Here is a 23,966-nt window from a genome sequence, read left to right on the forward strand (position 1 = left end):
GGCTTCATCCTCCGATGCGGCTGCCTTGCGAATAGGCTTGCCAGAGATAGACGGCGGCGTAGGCGCGCCAGGGGCGCCAGGCCTCGGCGCGGCGTTGCAGGTCGCGGGCGGTGGTGCCGGCCTCGCCCCAGACCGGCGACTTGAGCAGGCCCAGGTCGGCGGTGGGGAAGGCGTCGGCCTCGCCGAAGGCGCGCAGGGCCACGTATTCGGCGGTCCAGGGGCCGATGCCGGGCAGCTCGCAGAGGCGCTTCACCAGCGCTTGCGCGCCATCCTCCACGTGCAGTTCCAGGGCGCCTTCGGCCACCGCGGCGGCGAAGCGCTGCAGGCTGGCCACACGCTTGCCGGGCATGCCGATGCCGTCCAGGTCCGCCTCGGCCAGGGCCCGCGGGGTAGGGAAGAGGTACTGCGGGCCGTCGGCCACGGCGTTGCCCAGGGGCTGGCCGAGGCGCTGCACCAGGCGGCCGGTGATGGTCACCGCGGCCTTCACCGTGACCTGCTGGCCGACGATGGCGCGCACCGCCTGCTCGAACGGATCGAAGGCGCAGGGCAGGCGCAGCCCTGGCCAGGCCTCGACGAGCGGGCGCAGCAGCGGGTCGGCGCCCAGGTGCGCGGCCACCGCCCGCGGGTCGCTGTCCAGATCGAACATCTTGCGCACCCGCGCGGCCAGCGGGGCGCTGTCGGCGCCGGCGCCGTCCAGGTGCAGCTCCAGGCGCAGCGCCGGCTCGTCGGCCAGCGGGCGGATGTCCATCCAGCCGGGCACGCCATCCAGGTGCAGGCTGCGTCGGTAATGCGCCTCGCCCAGGGTTTCCACCCCGGCCAGGCGGCGCAGGGCGAAATGGGCGTGGAACTGCGCCCAGTCCCAGGGTGGCTGGTAGGGCAGGTGCAGGACGAGGGGCGTGATGGGTGCGTTCATGGCGCTGACCATAACCCGCCGCCGCCGCGCTGTCGTCCCGCAGCTGGCTTTCAAACTGAGCGGGCAAAGTGAGCGGGCAAACTGAGTGGGCAAGGTGAATGGGCAAGGTGAATGGGCAAGGTGAATGGGCGAAGTGCGCGGGTTCGACCTGTCATGCCTCGCACAGTAGAATGCGCGCCTTTCACGGCCGGCCCTCGGCCCGCTTCATTCACCGTCGAACCGGGAGACCGCCCATGCGCGATTACCAGGAAACCCTCTACGAAGGCTACGGCCAGCGTTTCAGCGTCGACCAGCTGCTCCACGAGGTGCGCACCGAGCACCAGCACCTGGTGATCTTCGAGAATGCCCGCATGGGCCGGGTGATGGCCCTGGACGGGGTGATCCAGACCACCGAGGCCGACGAGTTCATCTACCACGAGATGCTCACCCACGTGCCCATCCTCGCCCATGGCGCGGCCAGGCGCGTGCTGATCATCGGCGGCGGCGACGGCGGCATGCTGCGCGAGGTGTGCAAGCACGCCAGCGTCGAGCACATCACCATGGTCGAGATCGACGGCACCGTGGTCGACATGTGCAGGCAGTTCCTGCCGCGCCACTCCAACGGCGCCTTCGACGATGCGCGCCTGGACCTGGTGATCGACGACGGCATGCGCTTCGTCGCCACCACCGAGCGCAGGTTCGACGTGATCATCTCCGACTCCACCGACCCCATCGGCCCGGGCGAGGTGCTGTTCTCCGAGAACTTCTACCAGGCCTGCCACCGCTGCCTGAACCCGGGCGGCGTGCTGGTCACCCAGAACGGCACCCCGTTCATGCAGCTGGACACCGTGCGCAACACCGCCGGTCGGATGAACGGCCTGTTCGCCGACTGGCACTTCTACCAGGCAGCAGTGCCCACCTACATCGGCGGCGCCATGACCTTCGCCTGGGGTGCTCTTGAGCCCGCCCTGCGCCGCGTGCCGCTGGAAACCCTGCGCCAGCGCTTCGCCGCCAGCGGCATCGCCACCCGCTACTACAACCCGGAAATCCACCAGGGCGCCTTCGCCCTGCCGCAGTACGTGCTGCAGGCCATCGGCAAGCCGCACAACGACTGATCCGCAAGCGCCGTTGTCGGAACCATCCGGCGGCGGCGACTCTTTTTTCACCTGCGTTGGGCATAATCCGACACCTTGACGGCACTTTCTTAAGGTCCGGCTAATTTTCACCGACTAGAATGCGCCGCCCGCTCCACGTCCCGCTCCCGGACGTGGAGCCTCCGCGCCTCCCCGCAGGGGAGGGCGCCCGAACCGAACGTTGCACAGAACGGAACCTGAAACATGGGCCAATCGGAAGTCCTGAATACCCGCCAGCGCGCCGCCAACCTGGCGCGCGCCACGGTGTCCAGCCACCTGGGGTTCATCCTGCTCGGCAGCCTGGCGCTGATGCTGATGTTCTCCCTGTTGCGCCTGGCGCTGCTGATCTACAACCGCGAGCTGATCGGCGACACCCCGGCCAGCGCCTTCGTCGAGGCCTTCGTCACCGGGCTGCGCTTCGACATCCGCGCGGTGATCTTGATAGTCGCGCCGATGATCTTCGCCCTGGCCAGCGTCACCGCCATGCGCTGGCGCATGTTCTGGCGCCTGTGGCTGACCGCCCTGGCCAGCCTGACGCTGTTCCTCGGCGTGCTGGAGCTGGACTTCTACCGCGAGTTCCACCAGCGCCTGAACAGCCTGGTGTTCCAGTACATGTCCGAAGACCCGAAGACGGTCATGAGCATGATCTGGTACGGCTACCCGGTGGTCCGCTACCTGCTGGCCTGGGCCGTGGCCACCTGGCTGCTGTTCATGCTGTTCCGCGGCGTCGACCGCGCCACCCGGCCCAGCGCCGTGGGCGCCTCGGCCGCCGCCTGGTACCTGCGCGTCGCCGCCCTGCTGGTGGTGGTGCTGGTGGCCGGCGTCGCCTACCGCGGCACCCTGCGCCAAGGCCCGCCGCTGCGCTGGGGCGATGCCTTCACCACCGACTCGATGTTCGCCAACCACCTGGGCCTGAACGGCTCCATGACCCTGCTCAAGGCCGCCGAGGACCGCTTCGGCGAGGACCGCGCGAACATCTGGAAGGCCACGCTGCCCGACGACCAGGCCCGCGACACCGTGCGGCAGATGCTGCTGACGCCCAACGACAAGCTGGTGGACGCCGACGACGCGGCCATCCGCCGCGACTTCACCCCGCCGGCCGAAGGCACGCTGCCGGGCTTGAAGAACGTGGTGGTGATCCTCATGGAAAGTTTCGCCGGCCACTTCGTCGGCGCCCTGGGCGCGCCGGGGAACATCACCCCGTACTTCGACAAGCTGTCGAAGGAAGGCCTGCTGTTCACCCAGTTCTTCTCCAACGGCACCCACACCCACCAGGGCATGTTCGCCACCATGGCCTGCTTCCCCAACCTGCCGGGCTTCGAGTACCTGATGCAGACGCCCGAGGGCGGCCACAAGTTCTCCGGCCTGCCGCAGCTGCTCAGCGCGCGCCAGTTCGACGACGTCTACGTCTACAACGGCGATTTCGCCTGGGACAACCAGTCCGGCTTCTTCGCCAACCAGGGCATGACCACCTTCGTCGGCCGCAACGACTTCGTGAACCCGGTGTTCTCCGACCCGACCTGGGGCGTGTCCGACCAGGACATGTTCTCCCGCGGCAACGAGGAACTGGACCGCCTGGCCGCCAGCGGCAAGCCGTTCTACGCCCTGCTGCAGACGCTCTCCAACCACGTGCCCTACGCCCTGCCCAAGGACCTGCCGGTGGAGCGCGTGACCGGCAACGGCAGCCTCGACGAGCACCTGACCGCCATGCGCTACTCCGACTGGGCGCTGGGCCAGTTCTTCGAGAAGGCCAAGAAGTCGCCGTACTACAAGGACACCCTGTTCGTGGTGGTGGGCGACCACGGCTTCGGCGCGCCGGAACAGCTGACCGAGATGGACCTGTTCCGCTTCAACGTGCCGCTGCTGATCATCGCCCCGGGCATTCAGGAGAAGTACGGCGCCAGCCGCGACACCGTCGGCACCCAGATCGACATCGTGCCGACCATCATGGGCCGCCTGGGCGGCGAGGTGCGCCACCAGTGCTGGGGCCGCGACCTGCTGAACCTGCCGGCCGGCGACAAGGGCTTCGGCGTGATCAAGCCCTCGGGCAGCGAACAGGTGGTGGCCATCCTTTCCGGCAACCGCATCCTGATCAAGCCCAAGGAAGGCGACATCCGCGTGTACGACTACCAGGTCGGCGCCCATCCCAAGGCCGAGCGCGTGCAGGGTGTGCCGGACGAGGCCGAGCTGAAGAAGCGCCTGGAGTCCTTCATCCAGACCGCGACCAAGAGCCTGCTGAACAACACCACTGGCGTGGTGGACAGCAAGCCGGACAGCGACTGACCGGCGCGTGACGGAGAAGGGGCCTGCGGGCCCCTTTTTCGTGGGCGGCGCTTTAAGATTTGGTTATAAATTAAGTCGATATTGATATAAGCGCTTATAAGGAAAGCCGCTATCCTGCCCGCCGGTTTTCGCAAGCCGTTCACGGCTTTCAGGAAGGGTTGATGGAATTCGGCGTCCTTGGTTTCGTTGTCGCAGGCTTGCTGGTCGGGTTCATCGTGGGCATGACCGGCGTCGGCGGCGGTTCGCTGATGACGCCCATCCTGCTCTGGTTCGGCATCAACCCGGCCGCCGCCGTGGGCACCGACCTGCTGTACGCGGCCATCACCAAGTCCGGCGGCGTGCTGGTGCACACCCGGCACAAGAACGTCGACTGGCGCATCACCGGCTGGCTGACCCTCGGCAGCGTGCCGGCGGCGGGCCTGACCCTGCTGTTCCTGCACAGCCTGGGCGCCGACACCCAGGCGCTGAACACGGTGATCAAGCACGCCCTGGGCGTGGTCCTGCTGCTCACCGCCCTGGCCATCCTGTTCAAGCAGAAGCTGCTGGCCTTCGCCCACAAGCATGCCGGCGATCATTACCACCTGGGCGGCGCCAGCCTCAACGGCCTCACGATTCTCACCGGCGTGGTGCTCGGCGCCATGGTCGCGCTGACCTCCATCGGCGCCGGCGCGCTGGGCACGGTGGCGTTGTTCGTGCTCTATCCCTTCCTCGCCACCCGGCGCCTGGTGGGCACCGAGATCGCCCACGCGGTGCCTCTGACGCTGGTGGCCGGCCTGGGCCACGCCAGCATGGGCAACATGGACTGGCAACTGCTGGGGTACCTGCTGTGCGGTTCGCTGCCGGGGATCTACCTGGGCAGCCATCTGTCCGGGCGCATCTCGGACAACGTCCTGCGGCCGTGCCTGGCGGTGATGCTGTTCAGCATTGGCTACAAGCTGGTGTTCTGATTCGGTTCGGCGGTTCTCTGGGGTCGTGGGAGCGAGCTTGCTCGCGAATGGAGCTTCCCGGCGGTGTAGGCGCTCTTAACCCCTACGGCACTGCGCCGGCAGTTGCTCCAGTCACTACCGCGCGAATGAAAAAAGCCGCGCAGGAGTGAGGCGCGGCTGGAAGCGGCGGGCGTCGGGAGGGGCCCGCCGAAAGCGTCGGCTTCAGTGGTGCCCGCAGAGGGCGTCGCGGCCACGTTCGCCGAGGATGTTGAACAGCAGGTTGAGCAGCACGGCCCAGATCGCGGTCATGGCGATGCCGCTGTGGGTGATCGGTTCCATCCAGGCGGGCAGGGCGGCGAAGAAGTCCGGGCGCACCACCGGGACCATGCCCATGCCGATGCTCACCGCCACCAGCAGCTGGTTGCGGCGGTCGACGATGTCCACCTCGTGGAGGATGCGGATGCCGCTGGCGGCGACCATGCCGAACATGGCGATGCCGGCGCCGCCGAGCACCGCCGGCGGGATCGAGGCGACCACGTAGGCGGCCTTGGGCATCAGGCTCAGGAGGATCAGGAAGCCGCCGGCGGCCACGGTGACGAAGCGGCTGCGCACCCCGGTCATCTGCACCAGGCCGATGTTCTGGGCGAACGACGAATGGGTGAAGGTGTTCATGAAGCCGGCGAAGAACGACGCCGTGGCATCGCACAGCAGGCCGCGGCGCAGGCGCTTGGGGCAGATCTCATCGCCGGTGATCTTGCCCAGGGCGAGGAACATGCCGGTGGACTCGACGAAGATGATCAGCACCACCAGGCACATCGACAGCACCGGCGCCAGGTGGAAGCTGGGCGCGCCGAAGTGCAGCGGGGTGACCACCTCGAAGGCCGGGCGGGTATCGATGCCGGACAGGTCGACCATGCCCATGGCGCTGGCGACGATGTAGCCCAGCAGCATGCCGATGAGCACCGAGACGTTGGTCCAGAAGCCCTTGAGGAAGCGGTTGACCAGCAGGATGGCGGCCAGCACCAGGCTGGACAGGAACAGGTATTCCAGGGCGCCGAAGTTGGCCGCGCCCTTGCCGCCGCCGGCCCAGTTGATGGCCACCGGGAACAGGCACATGCCGATGGAGGTGATCACGGTGCCGGTCACCAGCGGCGGGAAGAAGCGCACGATGCGGCTCATGAAGGGCGCTACCAGCATGCCGAACAGGCCGGCGGCGATGGTCGCGCCGAAGATGCCGTTGATGCCCACGCCGGGCATCCCGGCCATGGCCACCATGCTGCCGACGGCGGCGAAGCTGGCGCCCATCATCACCGGCATGCGGATGCCGATCGGGCCGATGCCCAGCGACTGCACCACGGTGGCGATGCCGGCGACCAGCAGGTCGGCGTTGATCAGGAAGGCGATTTCCTCGCGGGACAGGCCGGCGGCCTGGCCGACGATCAGCGGGACGGCCACGGCGCCGCCGTACATCAGGAGCACGTGCTGGAATCCCACCAGCAGCAGTTGCAGCAACGGCAGACGCTGGTCGGCGGACGAGCCGGCCGCGTGGCGCTCAGTTACCTCGGACATGCAACACCTCGATTTTTATTGTTGTGTCACTGGTGGACGCCGATCAGGCTCGGCGGCCGGGTAGTACTGGCTCGCCACACCCCCGGGGCCGTGCGGGTGAAGCGGTGCGGGACTTTATAGCGTCGATGTGTATTCGCTTCAATATGTTTTTGTATACAACTCTCCGGTCGGCTTGTGAATGATGGGTTTCGGGTCGCTCTAGGCCGCGTGTTCCGTGGCTTCGGCGGGATGTAGCCGTAGGTCGGGTGGGACTACATTTTTATTTCATGGGTTCGATGTTCCTGCAGGTGGGTTCAAAGCCTCGTAGGATGGGTTGAGCGAAGCGATACCCATCGCCACGGCAACATGGGTTTCGCAAGCTCAACCCATCCTACGAAGAGCGCCCCTGACGCAGTCGGTAAGATAGTTGCTCCTACAACTCGCCAGCTCGCCGTGAGCCCCGCGGGCATAAAAAAACCGCACCCGAAGGTGCGGTCTTTCTGGTTCCGGCGAACCGCGGTGGCTCAGTTGGTCTGGGCGCCCTTGGCGATCCAGTTGCCGAGCAGGTTGCGCTCGTCCTGGGTCATCTGGGTGATGTTGCCCAGCGGCATCACCTGGGAGGCCACGGCCAGGGCCTGGATCTTCGCGGCCTGGGCCTGGATCTGCTGCGGGGTGTCGAACATCACGCCGGCCGGGGCCGCGCTGAACAGCGGGCTGGTCGGCTTGGCCGAGTGGCAGGCTACGCAGCGCTCCTGGATCACGTGATGAACCTTGTCGAAATCCACGCCAGCGGGCGCCGAGGCTTGCGCCTGGGCCTGCGCGGCGGCGGGCTTGTCGGCCTCTCCCTTGGCGCGTTCGGCGGCGGTCTTGCCGCCGATGGCGGTTTCCGGCAGCGGCTGGTACTGCACCTGCGCGGCGTTGCCGGCGGGGGCGGCGGTCTGCAGCGTCGGGCCGGTGACGAAGGCCAGAGCGATCATGCCCACGGCGCCGGCGGGCAGGGCCCAGGCCATGCCGTTGCCGTTGTGGCGGGTGTTGAAGTAGTGCCGCACTATCACCGCCAGCGCCGCGATGCACGCCAGGATCAGCCAGTTGTAGTGGCTGCCGTAGGTGCTCGGGAAGTGGTTGCTGATCATGATGAACAGCACCGGCAGGGTGAAGTAGTTGTTGTGGCGCGAACGCAGCAGGCCCTTGGCCGGCAGCACCGGGTCGGGCTCGCGGCCTTCCTCGATGGCCTTAACCAGCGCGCGCTGGGCCGGCATGATCACCCGGAACACGTTGCCGACCATGATGGTGCCGATGATCGCGCCGACGTGCAGGTAGGCGCCGCGGCCGCTGAACACCTGGCTGAGGAGGTAGGCGGCGAGCACCAGCAGGGCGAACAGGATGGCGCCGAGCAGGGCGGGGGTCTTGCCCAGCGGCGAGTCGCACAGGCCGGAGTAGATGAACCAGCCGGCGATCAGCGAGCCGATGCCGATGGCGATGGCCGCGGCGGGCGCCAGGTCGCTGCCCGGGGCCACCAGGTACAGGCTGGGGTTCAGGTAGAAGACGATGGTCAGCAGGCACACGCCCGAGAGCCAGGTGGAGTAGGCCTCCCATTTGAACCAGTGGAGGTTGTCCGGCATCTTCGGCGGCGCCAGCTTGTATTTCTCCAGGTGGTAGATGCCGCCACCGTGGATTGCCCAGAGGTCGCCCGAGAGCCCCTCGCGCGGGTTGACGCGGTTGAGGTTGTTTTCCAGCCAGACGAAGTAGAACGAGGCACCGATCCAGGCGATGCCGACGATCATGTGAATCCAGCGAACCAGCAGGTTCGCCCATTCGATGAGATGTGCTTCCACAGTCATTACCTCTTGCCCGGGCACCGGCGTCGCGGCGGACGGGCCTCTCTTATTAGTTTAGTTGGGGGTCGAGGAGCAGTTGCTCGTCCTCGGTGAAGAAATGCTCGTCGCAGTTGTTGCCGGAACCGCTGCGATCGACCACCAGGAAGTCATCCCGCTTTTCGATCGTCAGCACCGGGTGGTGCCAGACGCCGCGGTGGTAATTGATGCCCTGCCTTCCGTTGGTCAGGAAGGCGCGGACAAGGCCCGGTACAGGTACGTCGCCAAGTGGCGCGACCACGACCAGAAAGGGGTTGCCGAGCAGCGGGACGAAGGCCTGGCTGCCCAGCGGATGACGCTCCAGCATGCGGATGCGCAAGGGCATCTCCAGTGCTTCGGCGCTGAAGATGCTGATGATCGCCTTATCCTCGGGCTGCGCGGTCTCGACCGTGGCGAGCTTGTGATAGCGGCGGGTGGAACCGTTGTTGATCATGAAGTGGGCGCTGCCCTCGGTCTCGATGACATCACCGAACGGGGCGAAGGCTTCCTTGGTCAACGGTTCGATCTTCAGGGTACGCATGGCTGGTCACTTGTATTTGTTGTACTGAGCCCGGGCGGGGCCCGGGAACCGCTTTTTCTTTCCGTCATCCCCGCGCCTGCGGGGACGACGGCGGTGTTTCGCTTACCTGGCCACCTTGCCGAACAGGCGCAGACGGCTGACGCCACCGTCGGGGAAGATGTTCAGGCGCACGTGGGTGATCGGGCCCAGTTCCTTGATCTGCTCGATGAAGGTGTGCTCGTTGTGCATCTGCAGCTTCTGGCTGGGCAGCAGTTCGCGCCAGTACAGGCTCTGGGTGGCGATCTGGCTGTCGGTGCCGCCCTTCACGAAGGCCGCCTGGATGTTGCAGCTCTCCGGGTAGTTGCCCTTGAAGTGCAGGGTGTCGACGACGATCTTCTCGACGATGCCGGCGTGGCCCAGCGCGACAATCACCCAGTCGTTGCCCGGGGTGCGGCGGCGGCCGGTTTCCCAGCCGTCGCCCATGTTCACGCCGCGGCCGGGGTTGAGGATGTTGCTCATGCGGCCGAAGTGTTCGTCGGAGCAGGCGAGGGCGCGGCCGCCGTTCAGTGCCGCGGCCAGGTCGACCTGCTCGTCGGGGTTCTGCTTGGCCCAGTCGCGGAACGGGATGCCGTACACGCGCAGGCGCGCCACGCCGCCGTCCGGGTAGATGTTCAGGCGCAGGTGGGTGTAGGGGCGCTCGTCGCTGATCTCGTGGTAGTGGTGGCTGTTGCCTTGCAGTTCGACGGAGGACAGCACTTCGGTCCACTGGGTGTCGTCGCTCGGGTCGCCTTCGGCGACGAAGCAGCCGTCGAGGGAGGCCGACGGCGGGAAGTTGCCGGTGAAGAAGCTGGTGTCGATGTCCACGCCCTTGATCGAGCCCGGCACGCCCAGGCGGATCACCGCGTGGTCATAGCCTTCGAAGCGCTTGCGGCGGGATTCCCAGCCGTCCATCCACTTGCCGTTGTCGTCGAATACGCCTTCCTTCCACACCGCGGGGGTGGGCTGCAGCATGCGGCTGGCAGCGGCGAACCATTCGTCGGTGACGCTGATCACCTTGCTCCCCAGGCGCTCGTCGGCCAGGTTGACGAATTTCTCGAAGGGAGCGTTGTAGGTTCTCATCTTGTTCTCCTTGGTGACGTGTTAGTCCGGTCCTGCGCGCTCACAGCTGCTGCAGACGGAACATCGCGATCTTGTTGATCTCGGCCAGGGCGGTCTGGAATTCCTGCTCCGGCGTGTTGTGGATGCGCTCCTCGAAGGCCGCGAGGATCTGGTGGCGGTTGCTGCCCTTCACCGCCTTGATGAAGGGGAAGCCGAATTTCGCCTTGTACGCATCGTTGAGTTCGTTGAAGCGGGCGAATTCCTCGGCGGTGCACTCGTGGATGCCGGCGCCGGCCTGCTCGGAGGTGCTGGAGGCGGTCAGCTCGCCGCGCACCGCGGCCTTGCCGGCGAGGTCCGGGTGAGCATTGATCAGTGCCAGCTGGGCTTCATGGCTGGCCGACAGGAGGATGTCGGCCATGCGCTGCTGCAGGCTCTCGATGTCGTTGAGGCTTTCGTCCACGCCCAGGTCGTAGGCCTTCTCGGCCACCCAGGGGGAGTGCTCGTAGATGTCGGCGAAGGCGGCGACGAAGGCTGCGCGGTCGAGGCTGGCCGGGGTGAGGGTCTGGAAGCGGCTCATGCCTGGCTCTCCTTGAACGGGTGCTTTTCGTGCCAGTGGCGGGCGATGTCGACGCGGCGGGCGATCCAGACCTTCTCGTGGCCCTTCACGTACTGGATGAAGCGCTCCAGCGCGGCCAGGCGCGCCGGGCGGCCGAGCAGGCGGCAGTGCATGCCGATGGAGAGCATCTTCGGCGCGCCCTCGGCGCCTTCGGCGTAGAGCACGTCGAAGGCGTCCTTGAGGTATTCGAAGAAGTCGTCGCCCTTGTTGAAGCCCTGCACCTGGGTGAAGCGCATGTCGTTGGTGTCCAGGGTGTAGGGGATCACCAGGTGCGGCTTCTCGGCGGTGCTCTGCGGGTCCCAGTAGGGCAGGTCGTCGTCGTAGGTGTCGGAGTCGTAGAGGAAGCCGCCTTCCTCGCGCACCAGGCGCCGGGTGTTCGGGCCGGTGCGGCCGGTGTACCAGCCCAGCGGGCGCTCGCCGGTCAGCTCGGTGAGGATGCGGATGGCCTCCAGCAGGTGCTCGCGCTCCTGAGCCTCGTCCATGTACTGGTAGTCGATCCAGCGGTAGCCGTGGCTGCAGATCTCGTGGCCGGCGGCGACCATCGCCTTGATCACGTCCGGGTGGCGCTGGGCGGCCATGGCCACGGCGAAGATGGTCAGCGGCAGGTCGTATTTCCTGAACAGCTTGAGCAGGCGCCAGACGCCGGCGCGGCTGCCGTATTCGTAGAGGGATTCCATGCTCATGTTGCGCGCGCCCTGCAGCGGCTGGGCGGCGACCATCTCGGAGAGGAAGGCCTCGGATTCCTTGTCGCCATGGAGGATGCAGCGCTCGCCGCCTTCCTCGTAGTTGAGCACGAAGGACAGCGCGATGCGGGCGTCGCCCGGCCAGTGCGGGTGGGGAGGGTTGTCGGCGTAACCGATCAGGTCGCGTGGGTAGTCAGCGCTCACTGCAGTGTTCCTTCTTGTTGGGGGCGGCGCGGGCGGTAGGGCGTGCGTCACCGTGTTGCGAGACATTGTATACAAGTTGTGTGGCCGTATGTAAATACAATCCCGCGTGCCGATTTCGCCATCCGTCGTCATCCGCATCCGTCGGTAAAGCAAGCAAACTACCTGCCCGAACGGTCAGCCCGGCGGGCTGTGGCCTTCCTGGCTCCGGCTGCGGATCGAAATGCCGCGTGCTGGTGCGTGGGTGCCGTTTCGGGGCGCTGGAGCAAATTTTTTGTATACAATGTTTTGGTGATGGCGTATTTTCGTCCCATCCAACCCACCCGGCCGGCCGCCGCCTGCGGGGTGCAACCCACACCACACCGAGAAGGAGGACGGCGTCCGCCGGCCGCGCCGGGGATGCCCAGAGCCCATGGGACGTTTGACGACGCACGTACTGGATTCCGCCCACGGCTGCCCCGGCCATGGCATCAAGGTCGAGCTCTACCGCGTGGAAGGCCAGCAGCTGGAACTGGTCGCCACCCGCGTGACCAACGACGACGGCCGCTGCGACGAGCCGCTGCTGCAGGGCGAGGACTTCCGCGCCGGGGTCTACCAGCTGCAGTTCAACGCCGGCGACTACTACCGCGCCCGTGGCGTGCAACTGCCGCAACCGGCCTTCCTCGACCAGGTGGTGCTGCGCTTCGGCATCGCCTCGGAAAGCGACCACTACCACGTGCCGCTGCTGATCTCGCCGTACAGCTACTCGACCTACCGCGGCAGCTAGGCCGCCACCGACTTCCCACCCGACTCTTCGTGGAGTCCCATCGGCCCGCCTCTGGCGGGTCTTTTTTTGACTGTGTGCTTTTGCGCCGAGGTGCTTTCGTAGGATGGGTTGAGCGAAGCGATACCCATCGGGCCATGGCGATGGGTATCGCTCCACTCCACCCCCACCGCGTTCCCATGTAGGAGCGCGCCCTGCGCGCGAAATCGCGGGCAGGGCCCGCTCCTACAGGTTGATGCCGAACCTCTCGTTCGCGCTGGACAGCTCCCTCTCCCTGCTGCCGGTAAACACCGTTCGCGAGCAAGCTCGCTCCTACGAAAAGCGTTGGCGCCTGTAGGAGCGAGCTTGCTCGCGAACGGTTCTATGGACCTCAGCGGCTCAGCAACGAAGCCCCGCCAGCGGTGGCGAAGAGGGCGGCGCTGCCGCGGTTGAACCAGGCCTGGCCCTTGCCCGAGCGCAGGAAGCGCGCGGCGCCGCGGGCGCTGAGGCCGTAGAACAGCTTGCAGGCGAAGTCGAGCAGCGCCCAGGTGAGGATCATCACCAGCAGCTGCTGCCACAGCGGATGGTCGGCCTTGAGGAACTGCGGCAGGAAGGCGGCGAAGAACAGGATGTCCTTCGGGTTGCTGGCGCCCAGGCCGAAAGCCTTCCAGTACAGGCTGCGGAAGCCCGGGTTGACCGGCATCTCCTCGGCGGCGCGCGGCTGGCCGGCGATACGCGATTCCTGCCAGCTCTGCCAGGCCAGGTAGAACAGGTAGAGCGCGCCCAGCACCTTGAGCACGCTGAACAGCTTCTCCGAGGCCAGCAGCAGCGCGCCCAGGCCCAGGGCCGAGGCGCTGAGCAGGCAGATGGAGGCGCTGACCCCGCCGAGGAAGGCCGGCAGCGAACGGCGCAGGCCATAGTTGAGGCTGTTGCTGACCATCAGCAGCGACAGCGGGCCGGGAATCAGGATCACGATCAGGGCGGCGCTGCTGTAGAGCAGCCAGGTTTCCAGGTTCATCGCGGGCTCTCGAATGCAAAGGCCCCGACGCAGGCATGCGTCGGGGCCGTGGCGGGGCCGCTCCAGATTACAGGAAGATGAATTTGGCTACAAATATTGCACAGAGTGCATACAGACTGACGGTCACGTCCTTGTGGCGGCCGGTGAAGACCTTCATCGCCACGTAGGTCACGAAGCCCATGGCGATGCCATCCGCCACCGAGAAGGTCAGCGGCATCATGATCACGGTGACGATGGCCGGGATGGTCTCGGTGTGTTCCTGCCAGTCGATGTGCGCCAGACCGCCCATCATCAGCATGGCCACGTAGATCAGCGCGCCGGCGGTGGCGTAGGCGGGGATCATGCCGGCCAGCGGGGCGAAGAACATGGCGGCGACGAACAGCACGCCGACAGTCACCGCGGTCAGCCCGGTGCGGCCGCCGGCGGCCACGCCCGCGGCGCTTTCCACGTAGCTGGTCACCGGCGGCACGCCGAGCACGGCGCCGACCACGCTGGAGGTGCTGTCGGCCTTCATCGCCTTGGACAGGTTTTCGATGCGGCCGTCCTCGCGCACCAGGTGGGCGCGCTGGGCCACGCCCATCAGGGTGCCGGCGGTGTCGAACATGTGCACGAAGAGGAAGGCCAGGATCACGCTGATCATGGTCACGTTGAAGGCGCCGGCGATGTCCATGGCCAGGAAGGTCGGCGCCAGGCTCGGCGGCATCGAGAACACCCCGCCGAACTGCACCAGGCCCAGGGCGATGCCGGCCACGGTGACGGTGAGGATGCTGATGAGAATACCGCCGAACACCCGGCGGTATTCCAGCACGGCGATCATCAGGAAGCAGATCGCCGCCAGCAGCGGGCCGGGCTTGGTCAGGTCGCCCAGGTGCACCAGAGTGGCGGGGCTGGCGACCACGATGCCGGCGGTCTTCAGACCGATCAGCCCGAGGAACAGCCCGACCCCCGCGCCCATGGCGAAGCGCAGGCTCGGCGGGATGCTGTTGAGCAGCCATTCGCGGATGCGCGAGAAGGTCAGCACCATGAACAGCACGCCGGAGATGAACACCGCGCCCAGGGCGATCTCCCAGCTGTAGTTCATGGTCTTGACCACGGTGTAGGTGAAGAAGGCGTTGAGGCCCATGCCCGGCGCCAGGCCCACTGGCCAGTTGGCGTACAGGCCCATCAGGAAGCAACCCAGGGCGGCGGCCAGGCAGGTGGCGACGAAGGCCGCCCCGTGGTTGACCCCGGCGTCGGCCATGATGTTGGGGTTGACGAAGATGATGTAGGCCATGGTGATGAAGGTGGTCAGGCCGGCGGCCAGTTCCGTCTTCACCGTGGTGCCGTGCTGGCTGAGCTTGAACAGGCGTTCGAGCAGGCCGGTGGCGGGTGGGCTGGAGGCGACAGCGGTTTGTTGTTCTTGTTTGGTGCTTTCCACAGCGGGTACTCCTCAACGCTCTTGTTGTTGGTCCTTGCCGTCGGCTGGTTCACCTGCGTCCCTGGCTCGGCGGAAGGCTTGAGGGTGTGTTCTTGACTTGCGAGTCAGGAAGTCACGCCGGCGATTATGAGGTTGTATACAAAAAAATCAAATAATGTTTCGTACCTACCTCCCGCCTTCTTCCAAACAATTCATCGGAAGATTCGTTCAGGCATTGCGCGGAATTTGTACAGAGGGAACGGCTGAATGCCGCATGGCAGGGGGGATGCGCCGGGTGCGCGGTGCTGGGCATTTTGTGTACACTGGTGGCCATCATTTCGTCGCGCCCGCGTACCTGGTAGCGGATTGCCCAGGCCGCCGGTCCGCCCAACAAGGTTGAGGATCCATGACCGACCCGCTGCAACAGATCAAGAAGCCGGCGCGCAACGGCAAGAGCCGTACCGGTACGCAGGACGAGATCGTCTACGCGCACATCTTCGACGCCATCCTCGAACAGCGCCTGGCGCCGGGCACTAAGCTGAGCGAGGAGGCCCTGGGCGAAATCTTCGGCGTCAGCCGCACCATCATCCGCCGCGCCCTGTCGCGCCTGGCCCACGAGCAGGTGGTGCTGCTGCGCCCCAACCGCGGTGCGGTGGTGGCCAGCCCGAGCATCGACGAGGCCCGGCAGATCCTCTTTGCTCGGCGCACCGTCGAGCGCGCCATTACCGAGCTGGCGGTGGACAACGCCAGCGCCGAGGCCCTGGCCGCGCTGCGCGAGATGGTGGTGCAGGAACAGGCCAGCTTCGCCCGCGGCGACCGCGGCGCGGGCATCCGCCTGTCAGGCGAGTTCCACCTCAAGCTGGCGGAAATGGCCAGGAACGCCCCGCTGGTCAGCTTCCAGCGCAGCCTGGTGTCGCAGACCTCGCTGATCATCGCTCAGTACGAGGCGGGCGGCCGCTCGCACTGCTCGTTCGACGAGCACAACGAAATCCTCGACGCCATCGAGAAGGGCGAGAAGGAAAAGGCCGTGACCCTGATGATGCACCACATGGCGCACATCGACGACAAGCTGAACCTGGAAGGCGACAGCGCCTCGGGCGACCTGCATGCGGTGTTCTCGCATCTGCTTGGTGGCAAGAAGAAGGGCGGGCGGACTGCGGCGCGTTGAGGTTTAGGCTAATGAAAAGCCCCGCCTGAGTGCCGTAATGCTGTTCACTTAAGCGATAGGTGGTGGTTCAGCGAAGGTGCGCCAGCCTGGCTTCGCTCCCTCACCCCAGCCCTCTCCCAAAGGGAGAGGGGGCTGTTCGGAGCGTGCGGGGAGTTCGGTGTCATCCCGGAACGCCTATGTGGTGGTTCAATTTCCTCGGACACCTACCTCTTCTCGTCATTCCCGAGAACGCGAACCCTGGGTTCGCGAGCAAGCTCGCTCCTACGAAAAGCCAAAGCGCATTCGCTCTGGCTTTTGCTCTTGAGACTTCCAGAGAAACCTCCGCGCACTCCGAAACGCCCCTTCAGAAGGCCGAGCGAAACCGGCGCTCAGGAGGTCATGCGACATGGATGTCGCGAGAGCCCCGATGGGCTACAGGGACGTACCCTCGGGGCGGGCCTCCGTGGCGGGGGAATTCGTGAGGGTAGCCCGACTGTGTCGGGCCCGTATGGCGGGGCAAGCCTTTTTGGTTCCTTTTGTGGCGACTGACAAAAGGGACTCGCCCGAGGGGGCGAAACAAGACGGTCGGGCAGACTCGGTGCGGCGCAGAAACACCCAAGCCGAGGCAACTGGGTTATTCCCCTTCGGGCCAGCGCAAGCGCTGTTCGCGATGGAGCCGCGTCCCGCGTTCGCGGGAATGACGAAGGTAGGAGGATGGCGCCTGACCGACACGTCGCTCAGAACAGCCCCCTCTCCCTTCAGGGCGGGGCGCGCAGCCGAGGGCTGGGGAGAGGGCGCTCTTACCCCCAACATCTGCGTCACCGGGAAACACTCTTCGCGAGCAAGCTCGCTCCTACGAGGAGCTGCGCGCTACGCAGCATCAATCCCCGCGATATTCACAGCCACTGGTGCAAGTCTCATGCACCCGAACCCGCGACAATTCCGGCAGCAGCGGCTTGACCTGCTGCCAGATCCAGCGCGAGAGGTTCTCGCTGGTGGGGTTTTCCAGGCCGGGGATGTCGTTCAGGTAGTTGTGGTCGAGCTGTTCGTAGATCGGCTTGAAGATCTGCTTGATCTCGGAGAAGTCGCGGATCCAGCCGGTATGCGGGTCGACCTCGCCCTCGATGTACAGCGCCACGCGGAAGGAGTGGCCGTGCAAGCGGCCGCACTTGTGGCCCTCCGGGACGTGGGGCAGGCGGTGGGCGGACTCGAAAGTGAATTCCTTGAACAGTTCCAAGAGGTAGCCTTCAGATCATCAGTGGGCAATTGCAACCGCCCATTGTACCCACTTTGCCCGCCGCCCGGGCACACCCCGTCGGCGGCTCAGCGCGTCAGCTCGACCTGGACTTCCTCGCCCTCGCGCAGCGTCAGCGGCGCCATGACGGTGGCGCCCACCGTGGTCGGTCCATTGGCGCCGGTGGTTTCCCAGGTCACTTCGCAGCTCAGGTAATAGCGCCCCGCCGGCACCTGGGCGAAGCTGAAACGGCCCTCGGCGTCGGCGCGCACCGTGCGGGTGTAGATCTTCGCCCGGGCGTCGGGCTCGCCTAGCGGCCGCCGTTCCTGGTAGGCCTTGTACAGCGGCGCCATGTAGCGCGTCGCCGGGATCAGCGCCACGTCCTTGCCGGCCGCCGGCTTCAGGGTGCCGGCGCGGGTCTTGAGGAAGGCGCGGCCGTCGATCCTGCCGTTGCCGTGGACCGCCAGCGCCTGGTACTCGGCGCTGGGGAACTCGCCGAAGTTCAGTGGCCGGCCCTGGTTGGGCGAGATGCAGCCGGCCAGGGCGAGGCCGAGCAGGGCGACGAACAGGTGGCGCATGAAGGCTTCTCCGGGGCATGGGCTATGCGTCTGCAAAGATAGCCCAGGCCCGGCTCACTTGAGGTCCAGGCGCCTGGCCAGGCGGTTCAGGTTGGCTCGGTCCACTCCCAGTTCGCGGGCCACGGCCGCCCAGTTGCCGGCGTGGCGCTGCAGGCTGGCGGCGATCAGCTGGCGCTGGAAGTCGTCCAGCGCGGTGCGCAGTTCGATGCCGGGTTTGGGCAGTTCGCGGGTGGGTGCTGTCTTGCCGGCTTCCGGCAGGTGCAGGCCCTGTTCGAGGCCGAGGTCGTCGAGCTCCAGGGTGAGGATGCGCGGGCGTTCGGGGCTTGAGGCCAGGGCCTTGAGCGAGGCGCGGCCGATCAGGTGTTCCAGTTCGCGCACGTTGCCCGGCCAGGGGTAGCCGAGCAGGGCGGCCTGGGCCTCGGCGCTCAGGCGCAGGCTGCGCAGGCCCAGGCGCGGGCGGTTCTGTTCGAGGAAGTAGCCGGCCAGCAGCAGGATGTCGTTGCCGCGCTCGCGCAGCGGCGGCACGCGCAGCGGGTAGACGCTCAGGCGGTGGTAGAGGTCGGCGCGGAAGCGCCCGGCGCGCACTTCCGCGGCCAGGTCGCGGTTGGTGGCGGCGATCAGGCGCACATCCACGCGGTGCTCGCGGTCCGAGCCCAGGCGCTGCAGTTGGCCGCTCTGCAGCACGCGCAGCAGCTTGGCCTGGATCGCCAGGGGCAGCTCGCCCACTTCGTCGAGGAACAGGGTGCCGCCGTCGGCCAGTTCGAACTTGCCGCGGCGCTCGCCCACGGCGCCGGAGAAGGCGCCGCGCACGTGGCCGAAGAGTTCGCTCTCCACCAGGGTTTCCGGCAGCGCCGCGCAGTTCAGGCTGATCATCGGCTGGGCGTGGCGCAGCGAGCGCTGGTGGATGGCCTGGGCCACCAGCTCCTTGCCCACGCCGGTCTCGCCGGTGACCAGCACGCTGAGGTCGCTGCCGGCCACCAGCTTGATCTCGTCCACCAGTTGGCGGTGCGCCGGGCTCTGCCCGACCAGTTCGCGCGGGGCCTCGCCGGCGGCGCGCTGGTAGGCGTCGGCGCGCTGCTGCTCGTGCTCGGCGCGCAGGGTGAGGTCGAGCATGCGCTGGCTGGCCTTCACCGTGGCCGCCGCCAGGCTGGCGAAGGCCTGCAGGTTGTCCAGGTCGCCGCTGGAGAAGCGCCCGGGCTCGAGGGCGTCGAGGGTCAGCAGGCCCCAGGGCTGCTCGTCGAGGTACAGCGGGCAGCCCATGCAGTCGTGCACTTCCAGGTGCACGCCTTCCACCAGGCCGTCGTAGGGGTCGGGCAGGCCGCAGTTGGCGTCGAACAGGGTAGGGCCGGGGCGTTCCAGCAGGGCCTGCAGGCGCGGGTGTTCGGCGATCTTGAAACGGCGGCCGAGGGTGTCCGGGCTCAGCCCGTCCACTGCCAGGGGCACCAGTTGCTCGCCTTCCAGGCGCAGCAGGGCGCTGGCGTCGCAGGGCAGCAGTTCGCGCAGGGCTTCCAGCAGGCGCCGGTAGCGTTCTTCGTCGGGCAGTTCGCGGGACAGGTCGTCGACCAGGGGGAGCAGGGTGGCAAGCAAGGGGTTGCTGGTCATTCTGACCTCTATGTAGTCCGTATGACTCGAATGATTGCTGGTCATTATGACTTCTGACGCCGCGGAAGTCCCGCGAATACTGGCCGCCGGCCTTGGCACGTTTTCTGAAGGATTACAGGCAGTTCCCACCCTGTCTTGCGTTCCAAGGAGATCCGCATGCTGTCCAACGAACAACGCACCCTGATCAAGGCGACCGTCCCGCTGCTGGAAACCGGTGGCGAAGCCCTGACCCGGCACTTCTACCAGCTGATGCTGACCGAGTACCCGCAGGTGCGTCCGCTCTTCAACCAGGCCCACCAGGCCTCCGGCGACCAGCAACGGGCCCTGGCCAACGGCGTGCTGATGTATGCCCGCCACATCGACGAGCTGGAGCGCCTCGGCCCGCTGGTGGGGCAGATCGTCAACAAGCACGTGTCGCTGCAGATTCTGCCGGAACATTATCCCATCGTCGGCGCCTGCCTGCTGCGCGCCATCCGCGAAGTGCTGGGCGAGGAGATCGCCACCGACGAGGTGATCGCCGCCTGGGCCGCCGCCTACCAGCAACTGGCCGACATCCTGATCGGCGCCGAGGAGTCGGTATACGCCCGCAATGCCGCCGAAGAGGGTGGCTGGCGCGGCGCGCGGCGCTTCCGCGTGGCGCGCAAGGTGGCCGAGAGCGAGGAAATCACCTCCTTCTACCTGCAACCGGTGGACGGCGGCGCGCTGCTGGACTTCGAGCCGGGCCAGTACATCGGTCTGCGCCTGGATCTGGGTGGCGAGGAAGTGCGCCGCAACTATTCGCTGTCGGCCCCGGCCAACGGCCGCGAGTACCGCATCAGCGTCAAGCGCGAGCCCGAGGGCAGGGTTTCCAACTATCTGCACGACCAGCTCCACGAAGGCGACGAGATCGACCTGTTCCCGCCGGCCGGGGACTTCGTCCTGGGCGACAGCGACAAGCCGCTGGCGCTGATCACCGCGGGCGTCGGCATCACCCCGTCGCTGGCCATGCTGCAGCAGGCGCTGGACGCCGGCCGCGTGGTGCACTTCATCCACTGCGCGCGCCACGGCGGCGTGCACGCCTTCCGCGAGTTCATCGAGAACCAGGCGCGCAAGCACCCGACGCTGCTGCACTTCTTCTGCTACAGCGAGCCGCGCGAGCAGGACCAGGCCGATGCCGAGGGCTTCATCAGCCAGCAGCTACTGAGCAACTGGCTGCCGGAGCAGCGCGACCTGGACGCCTACTTCCTCGGGCCCAAGCCGTTCATGGCCCAGGTGAAGCGCCTCCTGCGCGAGCTGGGCGTGCCGGAAAAGCAGTGCCACTACGAGTTCTTCGGCCCCGCCAGCGCGCTGGAGGCCTGAGGCTAGACCGGCCGGCCCATGCGGGCCGGCCACCCCGAACTACCGGAGGTGTGTGATGAAAGGCTTCTTCGCCTGTCCGCAACGCAATCTCAGCCATTCCAACGCCCTGCTCAGCGCGGGGGCCGCTATGCTGCTGGGAGGCATCTTCGGCGCCTATTTCATCGACGCCTTTCTCAACCTGCCGCAACTGGTGGCCGCCCACGCCCTGACCGTCCTCGGGCCGACCGCCATCAAGCTGGGCTACGTGCTGCGCCTGATCGCCCAGCGGCAGATGCGCCAACCAGGCTGGGAGGTCTGTTGTGCTGTTGGTTGATCGCAAGGTTCTATTGGCGATTCCGCCGCTGTGGCGGTTGGGTTTCCGTCCTTTCTTCCTCGGCGGGGCGCTGTTCGCGGCGCTCGCCATATTCCTCTGGCTCGCCGCACTGGCCGGCTGGCTGCCCGCGTGGCAGCCGCTGGGCGGCTGGCTGGGCTGGCACCGCCACGAGATGGTGTTCGGCTTCGCCCTGGCGATCATCGCCGGCTTCCTGCTCACCGCGGTGCAGACCTGGACCGGCCGCCCGGGCCTTAGTGGCGCTCCGTTGCGCAACCTGGCCCTGCTCTGGCTGGCGGCACGGCTGGCCTGGCTGCTGGGCGCGCCCTGGTGGCTGGCCACGGTGCTGGAGCTGGCCTTCCCGCCGGCCCTGGCCTGGTTCGTCGGCCGCAGCCTCTACCAGGTGCGGCAGACGCGCAATTACCCGGTGCTGATGGTGCTGGTCCTGCTGACCCTGGCCGACGCCCTGGTCATGGCCGGACAGGCGCTGGGCAACGAGGCCTGGCAGCGTGGCGGCGTTCTGGCTGCGCTGTGGCTGGTGGTGGCGCTGATGAGCCTGATCGGCGGGCGGGTGATTCCCTTCTTCACCCAGCGCGGCCTGGGACGTACCGCCCAGGTGCCAGCCTGGCCGTGGCTGGACTGGGCGCTGCTGCTGGGTGGCGCGCTGCTCGCGGTGCTCAGCGCCACCGGCCCGGCGTTGCAACCGGGGCCTGTGCTGGCGCTGCTCTTCGGCCTGCTCGGCCTGGGCCACCTGGTGCGCCTGGTGCGCTGGTACGACCGCGACCTGTGGAGCGTGCCGCTGCTGTGGTCGCTGCACCTGGCCTATGCCTGGATGACCCTGGCGCTGTTCGGCCTGGCGGCTTCCGCGGCCGGCGTGGCGCTGCCCTCCAGCCTGCCGCTGCACGCGCTGACCGTGGGCGGCGTCGGCGGGCTGATCCTGGCGATGATCGCCCGCGTCAGCCTCGGCCACACCGGCCGCGCGCTGCAGCCGCCGAAGGCGATGGCCTGGGGCTTCGGCCTGCTCAACCTGGGCGTGCTGGCGCGGGTGCTGGTGGTGTGGTGGCTGCCGCTGGGGGGCTTGCTGCTGGCGGCGCTGTGCTGGTCGCTGGCGTTCCTGATCTTCGCCGGGTACTACGGGCCGATGTTGTGGAAGGCCCGGATCGACGGGCAGCCGGGGTAGGGGATTCATCTGTGGGGCGTGGTGTGCGGGCTCGGCCCATCGCGGACGGAGTCCGCTCCTACGTACGTGCTTCCCTGTTGAGCCTGGCGCGGCTTTGATGGCGGCTCCGTGCTCGGTAGCGAGCGGGATTATGGCCAAGGCCAAACGGCGGATAACGCCGTAGGCGTTATGCGCCCTACGCCAAGCCCGCCATGGACGTAGGGCGAATAACCGTTCGCGGTTATCCGCCGCTACACCTTCCTCGCCAACCCCTGCATGGCTGAGCCTGGCGTGGCTTTGACGGCGGCTCCGTGCTCGGCAACGAGCGGGATTATGGCCAAGGTCAAACGGCGGATAACGCCGTAGGCGTTATGCGCCCTACGCCAAGCCCAGCATGGACGTAGGGCGAATAACCGTTCGCGGTTATCCGCCGCTTCACCTTTCTTGCCGGCAACTCCGTGGTTGAACCTGGCGCGGCTTCGACGGCGGCTCCGTGCCCGGCAGCGAGCGGGATTATGGCCAAGGTCAAACGGCGGATAACGCCGTAGGCGTTATGCGCCCTACAACGGCATCAACCTTTCCCCCAGGCGCCCGCCGTCGACCAGTTCGAGGAATTCGTCGCCCATCCGCCGGCTTTCGTCCATCGCCTTGTTCCAGTAGCGCTCGCGGCCGGCGTCGTCGTCCAGGTAGCGCTTGAAGTCCTTGCGGTCCGGCAGCTTGTTGTGCGGCAGGCGTGCCAGGTACTCGGGGGAGGGCGCGAGCAGCAGCACGTCCTGCAGGCGGGTGGCGTCGCCGCGGCGCCAGGGCAGGCCCTTGTCGAACCAGCCGGGGATGACCTTGTCGGTGAAGTGCGGGTAGAGCACCACGCCGTCGGTTTCGTAGGGCAGGTCCAGGTGGTAGTCGAGCAGCCCGCCGTCGCGGTAGGTGCCCGGGCCGGCGCCGGGGATGTCGCGCACGCCCTGCATGACCATGGGGATGGAGCCGGAAGCGAGCAGCGCGTGGCGCAGGTTGCCGACGTCCAGCGGCAGGCAGCGCGAGGGGAAGTCCCGCAGCGGCGCCAGCGGCGGGGCCAGGCGCGCGTCGTGGAGGATCACCCGTTCGAAGTGGCGGTGCAGGTGGCGGCGGCCGAGCAGGTTGTCGCGGATCACCGCGCCCAGGCCAAGGCCGAGCGTGCGCTTGCCGTCGTCGGCCAGGCGCCCGTGGCTCTTCACCACCACCACGTTGAGGCGGTAGTGCGGGTTGGCCAGCACGCTGGCGTCCTGCCCGGCGAGCAGGTCGTCGAGCATCCGTGTGCAACTGGCGGAGACCTCGGCTATGTCCGCATTGCGCGAGAAGCGCTGCTGCGTGTACAGCTCGCCCAGGCGGCGGATGCCGGCGGCGGCGTCCGCCAGGCAGGCGCTGGCGAAGCGCCAGGAGCCGATCGAGGCGCCGATCAGCGAGCGCTCGCGCGGCGCGCGCGGCAGCCATTCGCCGAACAGCGCCAGGTCCAGCCCCTGGATGCCCAGCGCCTTCGGCCCGCCGGCGGCGCCGGGCAGGATGCCGACGTCGGCGGGGCTCAGGCCGCGCTCGCGGATGCGCCGCAGGGCGCGGGCGCCGGCCTTGAGGGTGAGGGCGGGGGACTTGATGTGGATGGCGGTCATGGGAGCACTCTCTGGCGAGCCGCCGATTATAAGCGCTGTATTTTCCTAG

At 67.2% G+C, this 23,966-nt stretch carries 21 protein-coding genes; 8 read left to right on the forward strand and 13 right to left on the reverse strand.

Annotated elements, in window-relative coordinates:
• Positions 1-4: 4 nt before the first annotated feature.
• Complete coding sequence (locus PM1_RS10555; protein WP_024128630.1) at positions 5-913, reverse strand: DNA-3-methyladenine glycosylase family protein; 909 nt, start codon at positions 911-913, stop codon at positions 5-7.
• A gap of 233 nt (positions 914-1,146) precedes the next feature.
• Here PM1_RS10555 and speE point away from each other — a divergent pair, with 233 nt between their 5' ends.
• The 3 genes from speE to PM1_RS10570 all read left to right on the forward strand — a co-directional run bounded on the left by speE (position 1,147) and on the right by PM1_RS10570 (position 5,255).
• A complete protein-coding gene (gene speE, locus PM1_RS10560; RefSeq protein ID WP_009618658.1) occupies positions 1,147-2,007 on the forward strand; it encodes a polyamine aminopropyltransferase in 861 nt (286 codons plus the stop codon).
• Positions 2,008-2,229: 222 nt separating this feature from the next.
• Positions 2,230-4,308, forward strand: a complete 2,079-nt coding sequence (locus tag PM1_RS10565; RefSeq protein ID WP_009618660.1) for an LTA synthase family protein — start codon at positions 2,230-2,232, stop codon at positions 4,306-4,308.
• 161 nt (positions 4,309-4,469) lie between these two features.
• On the forward strand, positions 4,470-5,255 hold the full coding sequence (locus PM1_RS10570) for a sulfite exporter TauE/SafE family protein (protein WP_009618662.1): 786 nt from the start codon (positions 4,470-4,472) through the stop codon (positions 5,253-5,255).
• Positions 5,256-5,456: 201 nt separating this feature from the next.
• Here the strand turns inward: PM1_RS10570 and PM1_RS10575 are convergent, their stop codons facing one another.
• The 6 genes from PM1_RS10575 to puuE form a co-directional block, all read right to left on the reverse strand.
• Entirely contained in the window at positions 5,457-6,803 is a 1,347-nt protein-coding gene (locus tag PM1_RS10575; protein WP_009618664.1) for a nucleobase:cation symporter-2 family protein, read from the reverse strand.
• Between the two features lie 503 nt (positions 6,804-7,306).
• Positions 7,307-8,617, reverse strand: a complete 1,311-nt coding sequence (locus PM1_RS10580; protein WP_024128631.1) for a urate hydroxylase PuuD — start codon at positions 8,615-8,617, stop codon at positions 7,307-7,309.
• A 52-nt stretch (positions 8,618-8,669) separates the two neighbouring features.
• Positions 8,670-9,176 (reverse strand): ureidoglycolate lyase, encoded by a 507-nt coding sequence (locus PM1_RS10585; RefSeq protein ID WP_009618668.1) that lies wholly within the window; start codon positions 9,174-9,176, stop codon positions 8,670-8,672.
• Positions 9,177-9,278: 102 nt separating this feature from the next.
• The gene (gene alc / locus PM1_RS10590; protein WP_009618671.1) at positions 9,279-10,274 is read right to left on the reverse strand and encodes an allantoicase; all 996 of its coding nucleotides are present in this window, start codon (positions 10,272-10,274) and stop codon (positions 9,279-9,281) included.
• A 40-nt stretch (positions 10,275-10,314) separates the two neighbouring features.
• Positions 10,315-10,830 (reverse strand): 2-oxo-4-hydroxy-4-carboxy-5-ureidoimidazoline decarboxylase, encoded by a 516-nt coding sequence (uraD, locus tag PM1_RS10595; RefSeq protein ID WP_009618673.1) that lies wholly within the window; start codon positions 10,828-10,830, stop codon positions 10,315-10,317.
• The gene (gene puuE, locus PM1_RS10600; protein WP_009618675.1) at positions 10,827-11,756 is read right to left on the reverse strand and encodes an allantoinase PuuE; all 930 of its coding nucleotides are present in this window, start codon (positions 11,754-11,756) and stop codon (positions 10,827-10,829) included. Before puuE ends, uraD begins: the two co-directional genes overlap by 4 nt.
• 409 nt (positions 11,757-12,165) lie before the next feature.
• Between puuE and uraH the strand changes: the two genes are divergently transcribed.
• Entirely contained in the window at positions 12,166-12,519 is a 354-nt protein-coding gene (gene uraH / locus PM1_RS10605) for a hydroxyisourate hydrolase (RefSeq protein WP_009618677.1), read from the forward strand.
• A gap of 367 nt (positions 12,520-12,886) precedes the next feature.
• Here uraH and PM1_RS10610 read toward each other — a convergent pair whose 3' ends face one another.
• Together PM1_RS10610 and PM1_RS10615 are read right to left on the reverse strand one after the other, a co-directional pair.
• Entirely contained in the window at positions 12,887-13,513 is a 627-nt protein-coding gene (locus PM1_RS10610; RefSeq protein ID WP_009618679.1) for a LysE family translocator, read from the reverse strand.
• A gap of 67 nt (positions 13,514-13,580) precedes the next feature.
• Complete coding sequence (locus PM1_RS10615) at positions 13,581-14,930, reverse strand: NCS2 family permease (RefSeq protein WP_009618680.1); 1,350 nt, start codon at positions 14,928-14,930, stop codon at positions 13,581-13,583.
• A 385-nt stretch (positions 14,931-15,315) separates the two neighbouring features.
• Between PM1_RS10615 and PM1_RS10620 the strand changes: the two genes are divergently transcribed.
• Entirely contained in the window at positions 15,316-16,077 is a 762-nt protein-coding gene (locus PM1_RS10620; RefSeq protein ID WP_009618682.1) for a GntR family transcriptional regulator, read from the forward strand.
• An 859-nt stretch (positions 16,078-16,936) separates the two neighbouring features.
• On the opposite strand, the gene queD is transcribed toward PM1_RS10620, so the two are convergent.
• The 3 genes from queD to norR form a co-directional block, all read right to left on the reverse strand.
• The gene (queD, locus tag PM1_RS10625) at positions 16,937-17,293 is read right to left on the reverse strand and encodes a 6-carboxytetrahydropterin synthase QueD (protein ID WP_009618684.1); all 357 of its coding nucleotides are present in this window, start codon (positions 17,291-17,293) and stop codon (positions 16,937-16,939) included.
• 86 nt (positions 17,294-17,379) lie between these two features.
• Positions 17,380-17,868: a carboxypeptidase-like regulatory domain-containing protein gene (locus PM1_RS10630; RefSeq protein WP_009618686.1), complete on the reverse strand. Its 489-nt coding sequence runs from the start codon at positions 17,866-17,868 to the stop codon at positions 17,380-17,382.
• Between the two features lie 54 nt (positions 17,869-17,922).
• The gene (gene norR, locus PM1_RS10635; protein WP_009618688.1) at positions 17,923-19,470 is read right to left on the reverse strand and encodes a nitric oxide reductase transcriptional regulator NorR; all 1,548 of its coding nucleotides are present in this window, start codon (positions 19,468-19,470) and stop codon (positions 17,923-17,925) included.
• 156 nt (positions 19,471-19,626) lie between these two features.
• Between norR and hmpA the strand changes: the two genes are divergently transcribed.
• The 3 genes from hmpA to PM1_RS10650 are packed head-to-tail and all read left to right on the forward strand — an operon-like array spanning position 19,627 to position 22,298.
• Complete coding sequence (gene hmpA, locus PM1_RS10640) at positions 19,627-20,808, forward strand: NO-inducible flavohemoprotein (protein ID WP_009618690.1); 1,182 nt, start codon at positions 19,627-19,629, stop codon at positions 20,806-20,808.
• Between the two features lie 55 nt (positions 20,809-20,863).
• Positions 20,864-21,121, forward strand: coding sequence for a hypothetical protein (locus PM1_RS10645; RefSeq protein ID WP_009618692.1), 258 nt, complete (start codon positions 20,864-20,866; stop codon positions 21,119-21,121).
• Complete coding sequence (locus PM1_RS10650; RefSeq protein ID WP_009618694.1) at positions 21,108-22,298, forward strand: NnrS family protein; 1,191 nt, start codon at positions 21,108-21,110, stop codon at positions 22,296-22,298. Before PM1_RS10645 ends, PM1_RS10650 begins: the two co-directional genes overlap by 14 nt.
• Before the next feature lie 539 nt (positions 22,299-22,837).
• Here PM1_RS10650 and PM1_RS10655 read toward each other — a convergent pair.
• Entirely contained in the window at positions 22,838-23,917 is a 1,080-nt protein-coding gene (locus PM1_RS10655; protein WP_009618696.1) for a patatin-like phospholipase family protein, read from the reverse strand.
• Positions 23,918-23,966: the final 49 nt, after the last annotated feature.

The sequence above is a fragment of the Pseudomonas sp. M1 genome, from assembly GCF_022760135.1.
Lineage (GTDB): Bacteria > Pseudomonadota > Gammaproteobacteria > Pseudomonadales > Pseudomonadaceae > Pseudomonas > Pseudomonas citronellolis.